Origin of the sequence: Chryseobacterium ginsenosidimutans (assembly GCF_039536845.1) — a bacterium.
Taxonomy (GTDB): domain Bacteria; phylum Bacteroidota; class Bacteroidia; order Flavobacteriales; family Weeksellaceae; genus Chryseobacterium; species Chryseobacterium ginsenosidimutans_B.
This window is the reverse complement of record NZ_BAAAZJ010000003.1, coordinates 727016-744800: the sequence shown is the minus strand read 5'-3', so window position 1 is coordinate 744800 and position 17785 is coordinate 727016. Positions and strand designations below refer to the sequence as shown.

Here is a 17785-nt window from a genome sequence, read left to right as displayed (position 1 = left end):
ATCTTTTTTATCCGGGGATTATATATCTTTTTCTTTTGGAAGCGGCTAAAGCACCGTTTACATGCGGTCCCATTCCTGTTCCGCCTTCTCCTACATTTACTGACCAATGGAAAAAACCGTTTCTTAATTTTTTTAATATTTCCTGATCAATAATCGAAAGATAAGATAATGCTTTTATTTCCGACTGATAGTTTGCGATGGAAGCATTTCCGCCTTTGTTGTATTCATTTACATAACGGTTTCTGATATCGTTGCATTGATTCATATAGCCTAATAACTGACCGTATGCGTTTTTTACATCCGGATTTGTAATCTCATTATCCTTCACCAAAGATTCAACATACTGTACATCAAACTGTTTTGAATAATGAAACATCTGTTTCAGAGGAATTTTATCATAATGATTGGATAATTTTCTTGTTCCTCTCAATTCATATTTTGTACTGTAACTATAGCCGAAAATAGATTTATCAATTTCAAAAATTTCTAACTGCCCCGGTGAAAACCAACCTTCTTCTTCCAGAATTTCCTTCATTTTTTTGCAGTCTTCCAAAGTTCCTTTAAAAACATTGGCTTTTTCTTCTGCCCCATCTTTATAAGAACCTCCGATGTCGGAATGCACGCCCGGAAGCTTAAATTCCAGACCTTTGATTCCGGTACTGTTGATGTCCGTAAGGCTGAAATTTTCTCTGTATTCATCGTCTGAAGCGATTTGTAAGGTAAAATTAGCCTGTCTTACAGCATTTAATCCCAATTGTTCTGCATCGGTATCAATAACACTGATTGGTCCAACTTTAAAACCTTTATGATTCATACCAAAAGAGGCAACAGTATCGTAAAGTCCGATAAAATTGAAAACAACTTTTTTTACTTTAATTTTATTTTTAAGCAAACAGGCTCCGAAGAACCCATAGCTTTGTAGAAACGTATGATTTCTGTCTTCATAGGAAACCTCAACATTCTGCTGATTATTTCTTTTATTCTGCTCATCTTCTACCGACTGCTCAAACCATTTGGCTGCATAAACGACATATTTCCCTGTATCTTCATCCAAAACAGCCCTTTTTGTGGAAGTTGCAACATGTACAAAATGTCTCGCTGCCGTAGCTCCGCGACTGAATCCGTAAACGTTGATCCTTAAAGTATCAATTTCTTTTCCTTTAAATTTTTTGGCAAGAGATTCGGTTCCCGTCAAACAGCCTTTAGTTACTTTGGCTTCAACACCTCTGTCTCCCTGTCCTAAAGGTGAACCGACATTATTTGGATAATCTGCGAACCATTTCATCGTATCTCTCCTCCCATCTACAGTTCCAATACCTTCTATATAAACCGCAACCTGCTTATCTGCACTGGAATTAATCGCATCATAACCTCTTGCTACATTGCTGAAATCATTGGCATAGCTGTCGCTTCCGTTAGAAGACGGACTGTCTGTTCCTGCTTCAGTATTTGATTTATTATTTTGTGTTCCGTCGAAAAACAAATTAAGATCTACATCAATTGTATTGACAGGCTTATCATTAGGATTAACTGTTTCAGCTTTATTGTAATTAACTCCGGTTGTATTTCCTTTCTGTTCAACACTTACAGCACTATTATGATCGATACCTTCTTTCGCAAAAGTACGGTTATCGCCTCCTGTCTGAAGCGTGGCTTTACCTTCTACAAAATATTCGATACTCATTTTTAGTGATTTTTAGATTTCTCGCCGCTATTATTCTGAACTTCTTTTTCTGCGTGATGTTCTACTTTTCCCTGACTGCTTACTTCTACACCTTTAAGCGTGGTTAATTTATGTTCTTTTTCACCATAAACTTCCATATCACCTTTTACATAATGACTCATTTTCCCGACTACATTAGTCATGAAATCTGCACCGGTTGTCAGATATTTCATTGAACCGACACTTTCCGTATGATTTGCGAGAATTGTATCAGATTTATTCACTCCAACATTGGTTGTCATATTTTCTCCAACATTGATATTCATATTTCTGCAATTCAGCGTCATCGTTTCCGGAGCGGTGATTGTGATATTGCTTCCGGTTGTATCTAAATGAATTTCGTTTCCTGATTTATCTGTGATAATAATACTTTCATCTTCTGTAAAAACAATTCTGTGACCACTTCTTGTCTGGATAGATTTTACTCTGTTGCTTGCTCCGCCGCCAAGACCGACACCACCGTGAAACATACCTCCCATAACAAAAGGTCTGTCCGGATGACTGTGAACGAAATTCACCATTACCTGATCTCCAACCTCCGGAATCGCAACATATCCTCTGTTTTGAGTAATCTGATCTGTTCCTCCCGCATCCGGACTCATCATTCGGATAAAATGTGTTGTATCATTTGTCTGCCAGTCGAATCGCACCTGAATTCTTCCCTGTCCTTCCGGGTCCGCATTGGAAATTACTGTTGCAATCTGTGGTTCCGCTTTTGGAGTTTTAAATTCCGGTTTTGGTAAAAATCCTGTGTCTGAAGCAATTCCTTCAAAACTTCCGGTGTAATGACCAATCGTATCGATTTCATGAGTAACTTCCGTTATCATGATTCTGGTAAAATAATCTGATTGATTAGTATCTACTTTTCGCATTTGGACATCGACTACACAACCGGGATGTAAAAACGGAACTGTCGTGTTTCCTGACAACGAAAATACATTAACTGCTTCACTTCCTGCTGTACTTTTCTGAGAATATTCTACATCTAAATGCGTTGAAGCTTTTATTGGTGCGACCTGTAAAGCCGGAGTTTTGTAAATTTTATCATTGTGGGCATATGCTGTTTTTGCTAAATCTCCCACATGTTGAATCGGTGTTTCAGCTGATGTCAATTTTTCATTTTTACTGCTGTTGTAGCCATAAAATTGCGGTTTTGTATGAACAGCTTTTAATTCAACTTTAATATCGTTTGCGCTGCTTCCGTATGTTAATTTAATCGGTTTATTCTGCTGTGGAAGTTTTCCGAAATGCAGCACTTCACCGTCATAATAAAACTGTTCACCATACGCTTCAGCCATTCTTGCAAGATAATTGTAATGCGTTTCATCATATTGACTACTGTAAACAATCTGGGAATAATCATTGGTATCAACTCTAACATCGAAACGGCTTGAATCAAGACCTTGTTTAATGACTTCATTGGCAATAATTCCCATATTGACAGGTGATCCGCCGCCGAAACTCTGGATATGAGGTGCTCCATCCAGTAAAATGGTCGGGCTATACCCTGTTAAAACAATATTTCCGAGACTCATTTTTTCCTGACTAAATCCAACTCCTGTGATGACACCTACGAAAGTTCTTTCGGGACTGCTATCAATATCTTTATAGGAAATGACGGCTGTCAGACGTTTTCCGAGAAATTTATTTGCTTCCTCTAATGTATGAGTTTGGCGGTCTCCCAAAGCATCATGAGCCAGCGCAAGACTGAATTCATGGTGACGTCTCGAGCTTTGAGTCAGTTTAAAATGTTTGTAATATTTAATTACTTTTCCTTCGATTACCAAGGAAAGTTTTACCAGTCTGTTGATTCCGGCATGATGATTTTCCGAAATTCCGTCTGCATTCTGAGATGGACGGAATGAGGGGCTTATTAGTATATTTTGTGATTCTGTTTTCATATTACCTGTGATTTGGATAGGTTAAACATTATCGCTTAGTGTTCTTATTATTTGGTATTTGTGGTATTTCCTTCTTTCATTGATCTTGAAAGTATTTTTGTTTTTCTTAATAAAAAATCAGGCATCAAATCTTTAGGCAGATATAATGTACTTTCTCCTGTCTGTTGCAGTTCTTCTTTAATTCCCGGATTCCATGAAAGTAGTTTGTCTACTTCCACATCCAGTTCGTCTGCAATGATATTTAAATTAAAACCTGCATTTATTTCAGTTTCAGAAAGACCTCCCAAATCTTTCTTGCTTCCTCCGTTTACAAAGAAAACCGTATTCATTCTGGAAGAATTATAATTACTCAAAACGCTTTGCAATTCTCCGGTTGCATAACAGGCGTTAAGGTATTTTTTAACATGATTAATAGTTTCTTCTGGAAGATATTTATAAAAAATATGGTATTGAGAAGAATTTGCGGCAGCCATTGCCTTTGCAATATTTCCTTCGCCACAATTGTAAGCAGCAACTACCGTAACCCAATTGTTGTATTTTTTATACAGACTGGCTAATGAAACTGTTGCCGTTTTGGTACTTTTATAGAGATCAGTTCTGTTTTGTTCTGTCAATCCATACTGATTGGCATGAGCGGTCATAAACTGCCAAACTCCCACTGCCCCGGCTCCGGAAGTAATTTTTCTGTCAAAATGAGATTCAATTAAAGCCAGATTTCTCAAATGTTTCGGCAAACCTTTTTCTACCAAAGAATATTCGATAAAATCGACAATATCTTTATTGGCATTAATGATATTCTTATATCTTCTCACACTGCTTTCTGAAGTATCAGAAGCCGAAAGAAACTGTGCATTCACAAGATGTGAACCCATCAGCAGAACTGCTGTTAATAAGATATTTTTGAGATTTGGTTTCATTGTTTTTAATTTTGGCAAAGAAAGCGAATAAGATTCATTTATTATTTTCTTTCTTTGCCTATTTATCTTATTTTCTTTGCTTTAATCCACTTTCCAGTTTAATTTTTCCTCTTCTGTGTTCCAATCTACATGAATTATTTGTCCGGATTTTACTTCTTCTCTTACAATCATTTTTGAGATCGGTCTTGTTAATTGCGATCTGATCACTCCTGAAATCTGTCTTGCCCCATATTTGCTGCTGAATCCGCCTAAAGCTAAGTTTTTTACTGCTTCATCACTGATTTTTAAGCTCATTCCTAATCTCATCAATGAAGTATGAAGTGATTTTAACTGAATATTAAAAATTCTCTCCGCAATAGATTCTGTAATCGGTGCAAAAGGAATAATTTCTGTAATTCTCGCCAAAAATTCCGGTCTGAAACGTCCAGAATTCGACATAATCTGCATTAATGATTTTGATTCCGGAATTTTTCCTTCCTCAAACTGTTTCACAATTTCTTCGCTTCCGATATTTGACGTAAATAAAATTAAAGCATTGCTGAAATCTCCTTCTTTTCCAAGCTTGTCATGCACTTTTCCTTCGTCCATGATCTGTAAAAAGACATCAAAAACCGAATGATGCGCTTTTTCAATTTCATCAAATAAAACTACTGTGTAAGGCTGTTGTCTGATTTTATTTACCAGCATACCTCCTTCCTCATAACCTACATATCCAGGAGGCGCACCGTATAAAAGTGCCGCCGAATGTTCTTCTTTAAACTCTGACATATCGAAACGAACCATCGCCTTTTCGTCGTTGAAAAGCAATTCAGCCATAGATTTTGCCAATTCTGTTTTCCCTGTTCCTGTTGGTCCTAAAAGGAAGAAAGAGCCAATCGGCTGTCCCGGTTTATTTAATCCGCTTCGATTTTCAACAATAGCATCAGAAAGGATTTTTAAAGCATGATCCTGACCAACAACTCTGTTCAATAAAAGACCTTCCATATTCAGAAGCTTTTCTTTTTCCTGAGCCTGAATTTTGCCAATTGGAATGTTTGTTTTTGCTGCCATTACAGCCGCTAATTCCAAACGGTCTACTTTTTCTCTTTTCTTTGATGCGTGCTGTAAAAGTTCCGCGTAACTGTCTTCAATAATTTTCTGGATCTGATCAACCGGCATTGAATTGTCAATTTGCGGCTGTTCACTCAATGATCCCCACAAAATCGGGCTTATTTTGTCTCTCAACAAATTATAATTCCAGACCAGTTCGTCTGCTTTGTCTTTTTCGTCGAAATATTCTTCGTTTTGAAGTGCTTCATATGTTACTTTCCAGCTTTCGAGTTCTTTTTCTGAAAGTTCATCAAGCATTTTAATGGCTGCCATTGTTCTGTCTAGCAAGTCAATCGCTGCATCAGGTAATTTTTTACCTTTTGAATAACGTTTTGCCAAACGAACACATTCAGGAAGAGCGTTTTTTTCAACTTCAATTCCGTGGTGTTTTTTGTATCCGTCTAATAAAACGTCGATCATTTTGACACATGTTTTTTCATCCGGTTCATTGACCGTTAAAACTTCAAAACGACGGTTGAAAGCCTGTTCCGGCTCAATTATTTTTCTATATTCTTCCTGAGTTGTGGCTCCGATTACGGTAATTTCACCTCTTGCCAATTCAGGTTTCAGTAAATTAGCAACATTTCCGATACTTCCTTTCGGATCTAAAAGAGTGTGAATTTCATCAATAAACAAAATCGCTTTTTCGATCTTTTTACATTCATTGATTACTTTTTTAAGACGGTCTTCAATTTCGCCTTTGTATGAAGTTCCTGCTAATAAAGCTCCAGTGTCTAATTCTAAAAGTGTTCCGTTCTTTAACATTTCAGGAACGTTTCCTTTAATAATTTCAGTAGCAAAACCTTCTACCAAAGCGGTTTTTCCGACTCCCGGTTCTCCGATGATAATTACATTCGGCTTGCTTCTTCGACAAAGAATTTCAACCAGCATTCTCAGTTCCTTATCTCTTCCGATGATGTTTTCCAACTCGCCTTTTCTAGCCTGAGCTGTTCTGTCGACACAATAGCTTTTAATCGAAGGAAAAGAATTATCCGAATAATCTGAACCATTCGAAAAAATTGAAGAAAACTCTCCGTTTTCCGAAGTTTCGTATGGAGTATCTTTTCTATATAAATTGAAAATCTCATGTTCTCTAAGAGGAAGAGACTTCAATTGCTGTAAAGTAAAAGCAACCTGAGGCTTTACGATAGCCGTTAAAATACAAACCGGAGTAATCTCATCCAGTCCTAATTTTAGACGAATATCATCTGCTTCTTCCACAATATTATCTACAAACTCATCTTCATCAATCTCGTTTGGAAGGTGTGTTGTTTTGGGATAATCTTCAATCCTCACATCTGCCCATTCGTAGAAATAACCAGGATCTTTATCGATACTTTTTAAAAATTCATTAAGACCAATATCTTTGTGCATTAAAGCCTGTAAAATATGCGGTCCGCCGTAAGTTCCGTTATAATTTTCCCTCGCTATAGATTGTGCAATATGAAAAAGCTGTTTTACTGTTTCATTGGTTACTAGTACTCCCATTGTGTATTTTTTCTCAAAATTAATATTTATATCTGATTGTGGTGATATCACCGATTATGTTTTCGCTAAACCTCAGCAAAAATTAATCCATAATCACCTGAATTTTTATTGCTTACTAAGATATTAGTTTTTTTCAGAACATAAAAATATGTCTTAATAATGTGAAAAACAATTTTATCCGGCGTATAAGAAAATTGTAATCAGATATACAATGTGTTGGTGGTAAAAAAAGACCGTCTTAAGGGGACAGTCTTTTTTTATGAATGTTAACATGTAAAATTTTCTAGGCTGATGGCCATAGACCTTCGAATTTAGAATTTCCGTAATCAATAGTTTCAGCGCTTACGATAAAGCTGATCAACATGCTGTTTTCGTCTACTGCGTCGAAGTCTATTTCATGCTGAATCACATATCCGTTTTCCCATTTCAAAGTAATTAAAGTACCTTCTTCGTGAGATTTGTTGAAAGTAATTTCGCCTGTTGTAGGCTTATACTTTCCGTTTAGTAAGCTTTCTAAGATGTCTGATTTTTCAGTAGCTTCTACTGTAAGTTTGATTAGTGCGTTTGAAGGATCTGAAGCCACTCTACCAGAAACGTCTGTAGATCTTGAAACACTGTAGTTCAGTTTTAATAATTTTTGACCTTCTCCTCCGTTGAATTTTAAGATTCCTCTTGAATTTGCTGCCATGATTTGGTAAATTTTAATCGTTAATAATATTTTGTGATTCGGTGATTGTTTAACAAAGATAGGGCAGTAATTTTTTTTCTGAAAGTTTTCAAACCCTAATCTGAATTTTTGTAGTATTTCTACGATTTAATGTAGTAATTCTACGACAATTGATTTAACATTTACTTAACATTCCTTTTATTTAAAGGAGTTTAGGATAATTCTTTAACTGTAAAAAAACTGGAATTTTTCACACCAAACTGAGAAATATTATATTGAATTTCAAATTCTTTAACTATTCCTGTTTCTGTATAAAGAACGTATTTTCCTGTGAAATTTTTATCTTTTTCCGGGAAATTCATGTTCTGCTGAAGAACAATTTCCTGATCATATTCCGCACTTTCAACCTTTTGCTGGATGTCTATATAAATATTTTCTTCCCCAATTGTTTGTGTGAAATAAGATTTTCCGTTTGTAAATTTGTTTCTTAAAGGTGCAAAATAGCTTTTAATAAAAACATCTTCTTTCATTCTGCTGTTGAACAATTCTTTATTTAAAACAGCAAATTCAAATTCATCAAGGTAGATTTTTGCATATTTATCGGAGAAAAGATCGGATAATCTTTCTTTAATTTTCCCAAAATTATTGATTGTTTCCTGAGTTAGTTTTACATTTACAATTTCACCATTATGGTCTGTTTTCACCTCAATCGGATTCAGAGAACGGATGGATTGTGACGCAAGATCTGCCATCATACTTCCATGTTCATCGGAAAAATTGTTTTTAAACAGGTGAAAAAAATGAAAAGCTCCTTCTCTTCTGATCCATTTTACGGAAACTGTGTACGAAAGAATATTGCTTCTTTTTCCCAGTTCATTTTCTTCAATTTCTGTATTTACAACTGAATATATCTTACTTAAATTTTCAGGATTAAAAGAGATTTCAGGGTTCAATTTCGGATGTTTGAAAGGTGCGTCATTTTTGCTGTTGTATTCTCTTATTTTATTAAGATCGGGAAGAAGAAGTTTTTTTCGAGGAACCAGCTTATCATGTATAAGATCTTCTCTTGCACAATGTGTATTGTGAAATTCTTTGAGGTATTTTGGATTTTCAAGATTAATTTCTTCAGATATACTTTCCAGCGTTTCTCCGGAAAGAATAAAATGAACAATCATATATTTTTGTTTTTTGACCCAACCTAATTTAGACTAAAAATTTTGTTTCACAAAATAGTTTTTGATGTATTTAATTCTATAAATCCCCAGAATAGCGAATTAAAACAAACAAAAAACAGCACACAAAACCGTATGCTGTTTACTTATAAATCGTTATTGTTTATTTCTGTTTTATAAATTCCAGATATTTGTCGCCACATTGCGAAAAATGTTCAAATTCGTTCATTGAATTTCCTGAATTCTGAACCACAATTTTATCTCCTTCATACAAGCCTCCAATTTCTCCCATTGTAACGGCGGTTATTTCCCCTGTTTTTTCGTCACTTTCGGAGGAAACATTTCCTGCAGCGATTACTTTTGCTTTATCAAAAATTTTAAAAGTCGGTTTACCGTCTATATTTTTAAATTCCATTGAAAATCTTCCTCCATCACATGTATTAGCAACAAATTTCCCTTCAATTACCGTTTTTGAAATGGTGGATTTTAGATTTTTTTCTTCTACATTCCCAGTTTTTGCGGAATCGGTTTCAGCATCATCCGGTTTTTGAACAGAATTTGAAGTATGACTTTCAGACTGGGAAACAACAGGTGAATCTGCTTTGTTTTTTCCATGCTTTGATTCGTTTTTACTACATGAGATCACAGAAAGCCCAGCCAAAAGACAAAGACCAATAAAGTTTTTTTTAATCATAAAGGTTTACTTTTTAATGTGATTATTTGATCAAAAATACCATAAATTTTAATCTAAAAATATTTTTATTTTAATTTAATTGAAAAAAAACGATTGCTAAAATCAAAAAGAGATCATGCATTACGCACAACCTCTTTTTATTATTTTTTAATTTATTTATTTGATTTTAGTTGATTAAAGAACTGCATCAGATAACTTATTTTTTAATAAACTGCCCCTGATTATAAGCGTATTTTCCAGTCAATTTTCTTTTGCTCCCCGTTTCATTATAAATCGAAATATTATCATCTTCATCTATAGAAAATGTCTTTACAGTTTCGCTGTCTCCATTGCTGTCGGCAATATTCATCCCATTGAGAATGGCATTTTCTTTTGTAGATATTACATAAACCAATTCACTGTCTCCTCCAACATTTTTAATCAGATATATATCATAGCCGTCTTCTGAGAAAATCTTAATACTTGAATCCGCGGTAAGATCAAATTTTTTCAGAAAGGCTTTCTGTAACCAGTCTTCGGGTTGAGCAGAAAATTGTTGTTTACTTTCCAAATCTTTATAATCGATTGGTAAAAGACTTGCCGTTTTACTGTCCGAATTACCTGAAGACACTTCTGATACAGCATTATTGCTTTTTTTCACAAGCACACAATTATCCGGTGCATAAAAATCTCCTTTCGGCGCACCAGTAACTTTCCACTGAATTTTATTATTATCGATTGTTGAAATTTCAAACTTTCCTTTATTTCCTGATGTTCCAAAAAAGCTAAAAAATTCTCCTACAATTTTCCCGTTTTGAAGGGTTCCGGTTACATTATATTTTTCCTCACTTTCACAGTCTATTTTATCACCACTATTGGCTATGGCACAATATTGTGCTTTTATATGATCTCCTTCCTGAACTATGGTAAGAGTGAACTGCTCTTCGGGAACATCAGCATTTGCTGATTTTTTTTCGTAGATCCATTCTCCTGACCAATTGTTTTGTACCGCAACTTCATTTTTGTTTTCTACATGAGCACTGATGGCCACTTCCTTATCAGTAGCTTTAGCGTTGTTTTCTTTACAACTCAGAATCAGTAAAAAACTTAGTATTAAAAATCTCATATTTTTATTTAAGGTTTAAAATTTAGGCAATCATCCACTCTGTTTAGCCAGCCTTTCAGGAATACATCCTGACTGTTCTTTTTTCCTTTTGTAAAAGTCAGATCCGTGTAGTATTGTTTTCTGATTTCGGCTAATCTCGTTAATAACTTATCCTGATCATGAGCATTATTTATTGCTTCAATCGTTTTAGAACCAATTGTTCCGTCATCTTTGATATCCTGTTCAAATTCATCTTTCAGCAATTTCTGAACCTGTTTACCAGCACCACCTGATGTAATTGTCCAGTCATATACCATTAATCCTACTCTTTCATCTTCAACTTTACAGAATCCTTTAGGCTCCCAATATCTTTTTCTATAAATCGTAGTTGCCTGTTCGTCGGTAATTGTTTTTAGATTATCCAACGTCGGTTCTACATTTACATCTTCTTTTGCATATTTCTTCCAAGTTGCAAATGTAATACCTTTATTGGTTGCTCCACCTTTATCATCCGGATGATCTACAAATCCTCCTTCATGCTTAAGAATGATCGGTGCTACTTTTTTAAATTTGCTGTCGCAATCTGTTGCAGCAGGTGTAGTTGAACTTTTTTGCTGTGACTCGAATTTCTTCATACAGTTACATGTATTCACAAATCCTGACTCCAGAGCTAGCTGTAATATTCCTTTCCCATTTAACGAAGCTGAGTTTTTACAGAAATATTTGTCATCCATATATTTTTTATCAAACTCTCTTACATCTAAATGTATCCAGCTATAGGTATGATTAGAATCGACCAGACTGTTGTCCGAATTCAATCCGATGGGTTCTAAGCTGAAGCTATTTTTCTCAGTCCAGCTCGTTTTAGCGTTAAGATATTTATAAAAAATATCCTCCCTGATCTTGGTAAGCTCTGCTATATTTTTATAAAGCTGACCTCTAATCTGCCATTTCCCTTTATCAAACTGAATATCTATGGCTTTCCCCTGGTGATTGGTCGTTTTAAAATTTTTAAATCGGCATCTGTACCCTGAACTTATTTTTCCGAAACTATATGTTTTTTGTTTACTTAAATAAAACAAAGCTGCTTTCAATCCAAACAAAAGAGATCTGTGAATACCCGGAAATTCATATTTATTTGATTTTTCAGGTTCGGTATTCTCCCCTGTTTTATCACCAAAATTATTGCATTTATTTAGCTCTTTTACTGCTCTCAGTTTGCTTACAACTTCTTTTCCTTTTGTGCTACATGAACATCCAAGTTGATTCCAGACCGTTGCGGATAAATCAAAATTAATAGAAAACTCATCGATAGCTCTTAGTACATTTCCACAAACTTTACCTGTTTCAGGGACTTTCATATAATCCTTCTGAAACTGTTTTATCATTTTTTCAGTTTTGTCTGTAAATTCATCCGTAGGAACATTTCCTCCGAATCCGGCAAGTCTGATGTTGATTTCCCGAATCACTTCATTTTTATCTCCTTTTTTTATACAGTATTTTTCACCACAATCTGTTGTTTTCATCTCCTGATCTTTCACAACACTCGTCGTCTTTCCTTCCGGCTTCTGAACAGTCGGTTTTTTCTCTGGTTTTACTGTACCTTTAGATTCCCCCCAATCCCAGAGCTCATCCCACCATTCCGCAGCTTTATCCATAATTCCTTTTTCCTCTTTTTTAGATGAAGGCTTGGAAGCAGCAGGTGAACCGGAAGCTTTTGGCGGGGCTTTTGAAGGTTGAGCCGGAGCGTTATTTTTTGGAGGTGCTGCAGATGCCGGCTGTTGAACAGGTGGCTTATAATCGGGATTTTTTACATTAATATTGTCGGTACTATGTTTTTTATCTTTATAATATTCTACCGTAACATAAAACTCCAATTCTTTAGGATCTTTTTCACCCTTGGAAGCTTTCTGCATTAATGCTTTTGTTAAAACAAATTCAACGGTTGCATTTCCGGTTCTGTCAACAATACCCTCTTTACTGTCAACGAATAAATTATTTGCACTATGACCGTCTCCGGTTGCATCGTCTTCCCAAAGGGTGAACACCAGTTTTTGTCCTGTAAGATTCACACACTGAGCTTTTGCGACTAACTTTTCATTATAGCTAAAAACAGTTCCCGGAGCATCATCAACGTAACGCAATTCAACTTTATTGATCTTCGGAATACCGGCTGGTTGTGGTGTAATATCGATTGTTGTAGCACCTTGTCCTTCAGGCTCATGAAGATAAGCTTCTAAACGGTATGTATTTTTGGCAGCAACTTCACCAAAAGTAAAACTTCCGTCTCCTTTTTTCTTGATGTTTGTACTTGTATAACTTCCGTCGGAACGTTTTTTAAACAATTCCCAAGTTACCAAAGCCGGATTTCTTTCGCTTTCCGGGGTTGAAGGATACCAATCTGTGATATCGTATGAAGTTTTCTCCCCTACTTTTGGTGAAGGATTTCCGGAAATTTTTGCAACTCCTTTTTTTGACATAATCGAAAGTGTTTACAGTTAATAAGCGTCTAATTCACTTTCCAGGACAGCTTCTTTGAAATCCTGCATTTTCACCAAAGGATTGATGTGCTGTACCGTTTTGTTGTCGGCATTTTTCACGTTCTGTTTGCTCATCTGTCCCCGTTGCCCGTGATCATTGATGGTAATTTTTCCACCGATGACACATTGCAGCTCAGAAAGTTCTGTTACGATCTTTTTGCCCATGATTTTTACTTTATCATAAGTTTTCTGCCATTTTCCGGCTGGAGCGTAAGAACAAGGTAAATATCCGCCGGCAGTCGGCTTCAATTTGCATTGTCCGAAACTTGGACCGGGAGGATTAAACTGAAGGTCATCTTCGGTTACGCCAAGAAAATCTGCATTTCCATCAGAATCATTCCAAAAATGTTTCTGATGTGCAGTGACTTTATATTGAGGGAATTTATCACCCTGATTGCACTGGGCTTTACCTTTCTGTACGACAAAATATTTGCCATCATGAGGTGATGATTGCTGTGACATAATACTGTGATTTGGGTAATACCAAAGATAAAAAATTTACATCAAAAAACAGAAAAAGCGGAAAATTATTTCCGCTTTTGATATTATAAGTTATTAATGTTTAGTATATTCGGGTTGTTCGGTTGGTGCCATCGTTGGCATAAAGTACTCATTCAACCAATAAAATGTCTGTCCGTTCTGCTGAATTTTCACAGCCGGATCGTTTCTGTGTGACAGCATTCTTTCTGCCAGATCTTTGTAATGACGGAAGTATGACCTTACGGTTTCATTCGTTACAATTTTTGATTTTTTCCAGCCTTTCAACATATATTTTGACATTAATTCTTCTTCAGAATTATCAAAACCTGTACTTATTCCAACTGCGTAAGACATAGGTTTCTTGTAAAGATCTCCTTTATCAAGGAATTTTATGGTCGGATTATATTTTTTCAACAATCTTACGTATTCATTGATAGCATTTGACTGACTGAAATCTGATCTTTCTGCTCCCGTTTTTTGGTAAACTTCTGTATAGAATAGTTTTAAATTATCATATTCTGTTTCAGAAATTAAGATACCTTTCTCTAATCCCGGTTTGTAATCTTTCAATTCTTTGGGAATATATCCTTTAACTAAAAATGGGCTTCCATAATTAATCAACTGTGCTGCGATTCCTGCCGGAACCGGATTTATAAGTCCCGGATAAAGATATTTATACTTCGAATCAACATGCGTTCTTCCGGCTCCTACTAATGAATGGAAAGAATGATTTAACGATTTATCCAAAGTCGTATTATCCAAAGTAACCTGAGCAATTAAGCTGTCAACAGATTTTTTAAGATAACCCGGAGTTGCGATATCCCCTTTTTTAGGGAAGATGACAAAGCCTTGAGCCATACTTTGTTTCGGATAATTTAACGAGAAGAAACCTTCGTCACCTTCAACCAGATTGAAATTATTTTTAGTTAAAACATCATTCTGGTCAATGATTTTCTGTTTCTTTAATTCTGCGATATTTTTTGCAGTGTTGGTTACTACATTTTCAGACATTAAGACGAAATCATTGTAAGTATCTGAAGATCTTGCGCTTGTCTGAAACATAATTATTCTTGCCTGAGCCTGCGTAAGAGAATTGATAACGCCATACATGTTTCCGCTTTGATTGGCCGAAGTTCCGACTGCTACCACAATATTGGTTTCATCAGGAACATTAGAAAGAAGGTCTCCGGCAGCAATTAAACCTTCATTTACAGGTTGATAACCACTGTTACTCGGACAGTTCATTTCATTAGTTTTCTGATCAATGAATGTCGTTATTTTGCTGTAATCTGTGCTTAAATTCGAAACAGCAACATTATCTCCACAGGAATTATTTTTATATAAAACAACCCCATATTTCACCTGATTAAAATAAGAAGGTTTTTCGAATTTAAGCTGTAAATCCTGCAATAAAGACTTTACAATCGGAGCATAAGGCGCATTCTGAGCACTGATATCTAAAGCGAAAACGATATTAATTCTCTTGTTTCTTTCCGTAATTTCTCTGTAACGGTCAAAATAAATCTCCTCACCCAATACATTGAAAACATAATTTTTACTGTAGTCTAAAACATTCGTAAAATATTTCGTTTTCGAATCCGGAGTCGGAGGTTCATTTAATGGTAAAGTTACCGGATAAATATTTTCCAGAGGTGTTCTTTTGTTTACATCCGTCAAAAGAATCGCGGTTCTGTTTTCCGTTTCATTTCCTCCCGGAGAACCTTCATGAAGACCTAAAGCTGTTTCTGTAACGCCTGTCGTATTTTTCATTTTAACCGCGGAACGTTCTCCCCAAGCTGAAACTACGTTTGAACTTACCCAACCATACAAACTCGTACTAATGCTGTCTATATCAATAGTTGGCTTTTTTCCGACTAAGAATCTTTTGTTATTTTCTGCTTGTTTATAAACGTAAACAATCTGTCCATTTGGAATTTTCACATTTGCCTGCTCGATCAGACTTGGTGAATTAAACACCATAATCGAATCGTTTTTATAATATCTTTCAGAGCTGCTGATCACTTCGCTGTTACTTGGTAAGACTGCGACTCTCACAGGAAAACCTGTCTTTTCGTTTTTCAAAGAATTGCTCCAGAGAAGAAGTTCGGATTCCGGAATCCAACCATATGTTTTAATCTCTTTCGACGAAACTTTTTTCATTAAAGCATCTGGAATATATTCTGCTACTTTTACCATTCCGTCTCTGTTTTTTAAGACCATTAAAGGCTCTAAAAACTTAACTTCTTTATAAGATTTTTCGTCGTTTTTATCGAGATAAGCCGTGTTTCTTGATCTGTCTGAAATAGCAATCCAAGGAACTGATTTTTTAGGAAAACCATTTACAACAGATGAATTATCAACCTGTCCGTATTGTGATGGTTCCGGGGTTCTTTTCGATGGTAGTTTTACCTGGCAACTTACCAATAAAACCGAAACTCCTACGTAATATGCTGCTAGAGGAAATTTATTTTTCATCCTAATTTTATTTTATGATTGGTGCGCTCAAAAAAATTCTGAACGAGAAATTATTTACTTTGGTTAATATCAACTTTGGTTACACAGTTTTGTGCGTCATCGAAGTTCACTTTTACAGTCTGGACGATCGTATTTTTATCAAACTGAAGACCGGCGCAATACATGTAAAAATTATTGACTTTGCTGTCACTTACTTTTACCACTGTATTTTCGTTGTTGCACAAATATGTTTTCAATAAATAATTGTAGTGCATATTGAAACTGTTTCCGTTAGCGATCTGCTGAAGATGATATTTAAAATCGTTATCAATTTTAGCATAAGAATCTTCTACACTTACTTCATCTTCCAAAGCATCATAAGCAGGAAGAATTTTGATCTGGTGCAAAATTGGCTCTTCACTTTCGTCTGTATAAAGCGTTACAATGTAATCTCCGGGTTTTTTGTAAGAATAAATTGCCATTTTGTCTTTGGAATCGATATTTCCTGTTTCCCCGAATTTCCATGTGAACTGTTTTCCATCGGAAATCGCACGGAACTGCACATTTTCAAACTGCATTGCCTGAGTCTGTGCGTCGATCAAAGTTTTGGATTTTGTTGAATCTTGCGGTTTTGGAAGGCTTCTTGCAGAGACCATTACAGGGAAAGATTTGGAATATTTATTATCAATAATAAGTGTCACCTGATAATATCCCGGTCTATTGTAAAAGTGGATCCCTCTGCTTTTATCTGATGATTGTCCGTCTCCAAAGTTCCACCTTCTGGTTTTTGCAAATTGGGTCATGTCCTCAAACAAAAGTGTATCTCCTACGGCAATGGAAGACGGGTTTACAACTCCTACAATATCGTCGGCAGAGTGTATCACCTTCTTCTGCAACCACAATGCAACTAGCGCAGCTATGAGCAAAGTCGCAATAACACCAATAATAATGTTCTTTTTGTTTTTTTGAAAGTAATTCATAGTTAATGATTGTGTGATGTGTGTTTTATTTTGTGTGTAATTTTCCTTAGTATAAAATTTTCAGTTTTACTGAGTTCTGGATTTTAAAGCTGTTTCGCGCTGGAAAAGCTGACTTGTCTTTTCTTTAAAACCAATTGAGCATTCTTCAAACTGTTTTTCGAAACTTTTAATATTCTCAGTTTTGCTTGAAATAATTTTCTTGTCGTTGAAATACATTTTGTAAAATTTCGCGATTTGTGGATAAGCATCTTTTCTGATATCAGAAATATTATCTCCGTTTTGGAAATAATTGGCGACATCATTGATTCCGTACATGATATTATTTTCCACAAAAGGCTGTGGAGCTTCATCTGTCAGCTTATTAATCATTGAAAATGTACTGTCTAAAGTTTTATAAGAATATCTCTGTTTCTGATCGAATTTCGCTTTCTCTTCAAGATTCTGAACAGAAATCATGTCTTCATCTGAAAACGGCGATTCAAATCCTTTTAAAAAGATAATTCCTAAAAATATAAGCGCCGCTAAAAGCATTAAAATCAAATATAAAAACTGATAATGCCTTTCTTTTTTTGATAGTGTGATTTGTCCCTGCATAA

General features: G+C 35.4%; 13 protein-coding genes. All 13 read right to left on the bottom strand.

Annotation, left to right across the window (positions count from 1 at the left end; all coding sequences use genetic code 11):
* Positions 1–7: 7 nt before the first annotated feature.
* Positions 8–1684: a phospholipase effector Tle1 domain-containing protein gene (locus ABD745_RS03480; RefSeq protein WP_344825242.1), complete on the bottom strand. Its 1677-nt coding sequence runs from the start codon at positions 1682–1684 to the stop codon at positions 8–10.
* Between the two features lie 2 nt (positions 1685–1686).
* Positions 1687–3624: a type VI secretion system Vgr family protein gene (locus tag ABD745_RS03475; protein WP_344825239.1), complete on the bottom strand. Its 1938-nt coding sequence runs from the start codon at positions 3622–3624 to the stop codon at positions 1687–1689.
* A gap of 47 nt (positions 3625–3671) precedes the next feature.
* Complete coding sequence (locus tag ABD745_RS03470; protein ID WP_344825236.1) at positions 3672–4541, bottom strand: lytic transglycosylase domain-containing protein; 870 nt, start codon at positions 4539–4541, stop codon at positions 3672–3674.
* A gap of 81 nt (positions 4542–4622) precedes the next feature.
* The gene (locus tag ABD745_RS03465; protein WP_344825233.1) at positions 4623–7118 is read right to left on the bottom strand and encodes an ATP-dependent Clp protease ATP-binding subunit; all 2496 of its coding nucleotides are present in this window, start codon (positions 7116–7118) and stop codon (positions 4623–4625) included.
* A 283-nt stretch (positions 7119–7401) separates the two neighbouring features.
* Positions 7402–7806, bottom strand: coding sequence for a type VI secretion system tube protein TssD (gene tssD / locus ABD745_RS03460; protein WP_344825230.1), 405 nt, complete (start codon positions 7804–7806; stop codon positions 7402–7404).
* A 191-nt stretch (positions 7807–7997) separates the two neighbouring features.
* Positions 7998–8960, bottom strand: a complete 963-nt coding sequence (locus ABD745_RS03455) for a hypothetical protein (RefSeq protein ID WP_344825227.1) — start codon at positions 8958–8960, stop codon at positions 7998–8000.
* Positions 8961–9120: 160 nt separating this feature from the next.
* Positions 9121–9651, bottom strand: coding sequence for a hypothetical protein (locus ABD745_RS03450; RefSeq protein WP_344825224.1), 531 nt, complete (start codon positions 9649–9651; stop codon positions 9121–9123).
* Between the two features lie 196 nt (positions 9652–9847).
* A complete protein-coding gene (locus ABD745_RS03445; protein WP_344825221.1) occupies positions 9848–10756 on the bottom strand; it encodes a hypothetical protein in 909 nt (302 codons plus the stop codon).
* Positions 10757–10764: 8 nt separating this feature from the next.
* Complete coding sequence (locus tag ABD745_RS03440; RefSeq protein ID WP_344825217.1) at positions 10765–13215, bottom strand: glycosyl hydrolase 108 family protein; 2451 nt, start codon at positions 13213–13215, stop codon at positions 10765–10767.
* 18 nt (positions 13216–13233) lie between these two features.
* Positions 13234–13737, bottom strand: a complete 504-nt coding sequence (locus ABD745_RS03435) for a DUF4280 domain-containing protein (protein ID WP_344825214.1) — start codon at positions 13735–13737, stop codon at positions 13234–13236.
* Between the two features lie 93 nt (positions 13738–13830).
* Complete coding sequence (gene tssR / locus ABD745_RS03430) at positions 13831–16230, bottom strand: type VI secretion system protein TssR domain-containing protein (protein WP_344825211.1); 2400 nt, start codon at positions 16228–16230, stop codon at positions 13831–13833.
* A 50-nt stretch (positions 16231–16280) separates the two neighbouring features.
* The gene (locus ABD745_RS03425) at positions 16281–17189 is read right to left on the bottom strand and encodes a PKD domain-containing protein (protein ID WP_344825208.1); all 909 of its coding nucleotides are present in this window, start codon (positions 17187–17189) and stop codon (positions 16281–16283) included.
* A 66-nt stretch (positions 17190–17255) separates the two neighbouring features.
* Positions 17256–17783, bottom strand: a complete 528-nt coding sequence (gene tssO / locus ABD745_RS03420) for a type VI secretion system TssO (protein ID WP_047401694.1) — start codon at positions 17781–17783, stop codon at positions 17256–17258.
* Positions 17784–17785: the final 2 nt, after the last annotated feature.

What these genes read in the sequence shown, in the direction of transcription:
- ABD745_RS03480 (WP_344825242.1), bottom strand. Translation starts at nt 1,684, where the DNA reads ATGAGTATCGAATATTTTGTAGAAGGTAAAGCCACGCTTCAGACAGGA.
- ABD745_RS03475 (WP_344825239.1), bottom strand. Translation starts at nt 3,624, where the DNA reads ATGAAAACAGAATCACAAAATATACTAATAAGCCCCTCATTCCGTCCA.
- ABD745_RS03470 (WP_344825236.1), bottom strand. Translation starts at nt 4,541, where the DNA reads ATGAAACCAAATCTCAAAAATATCTTATTAACAGCAGTTCTGCTGATG.
- ABD745_RS03465 (WP_344825233.1), bottom strand. Translation starts at nt 7,118, where the DNA reads ATGGGAGTACTAGTAACCAATGAAACAGTAAAACAGCTTTTTCATATT.
- tssD (WP_344825230.1), bottom strand. Translation starts at nt 7,806, where the DNA reads ATGGCAGCAAATTCAAGAGGAATCTTAAAATTCAACGGAGGAGAAGGT.
- ABD745_RS03455 (WP_344825227.1), bottom strand. Translation starts at nt 8,960, where the DNA reads ATGATTGTTCATTTTATTCTTTCCGGAGAAACGCTGGAAAGTATATCT.
- ABD745_RS03450 (WP_344825224.1), bottom strand. Translation starts at nt 9,651, where the DNA reads ATGATTAAAAAAAACTTTATTGGTCTTTGTCTTTTGGCTGGGCTTTCT.
- ABD745_RS03445 (WP_344825221.1), bottom strand. Translation starts at nt 10,756, where the DNA reads ATGAGATTTTTAATACTAAGTTTTTTACTGATTCTGAGTTGTAAAGAA.
- ABD745_RS03440 (WP_344825217.1), bottom strand. Translation starts at nt 13,215, where the DNA reads ATGTCAAAAAAAGGAGTTGCAAAAATTTCCGGAAATCCTTCACCAAAA.
- ABD745_RS03435 (WP_344825214.1), bottom strand. Translation starts at nt 13,737, where the DNA reads ATGTCACAGCAATCATCACCTCATGATGGCAAATATTTTGTCGTACAG.
- tssR (WP_344825211.1), bottom strand. Translation starts at nt 16,230, where the DNA reads ATGAAAAATAAATTTCCTCTAGCAGCATATTACGTAGGAGTTTCGGTT.
- ABD745_RS03425 (WP_344825208.1), bottom strand. Translation starts at nt 17,189, where the DNA reads ATGAATTACTTTCAAAAAAACAAAAAGAACATTATTATTGGTGTTATT.
- tssO (WP_047401694.1), bottom strand. Translation starts at nt 17,783, where the DNA reads ATGCAGGGACAAATCACACTATCAAAAAAAGAAAGGCATTATCAGTTT.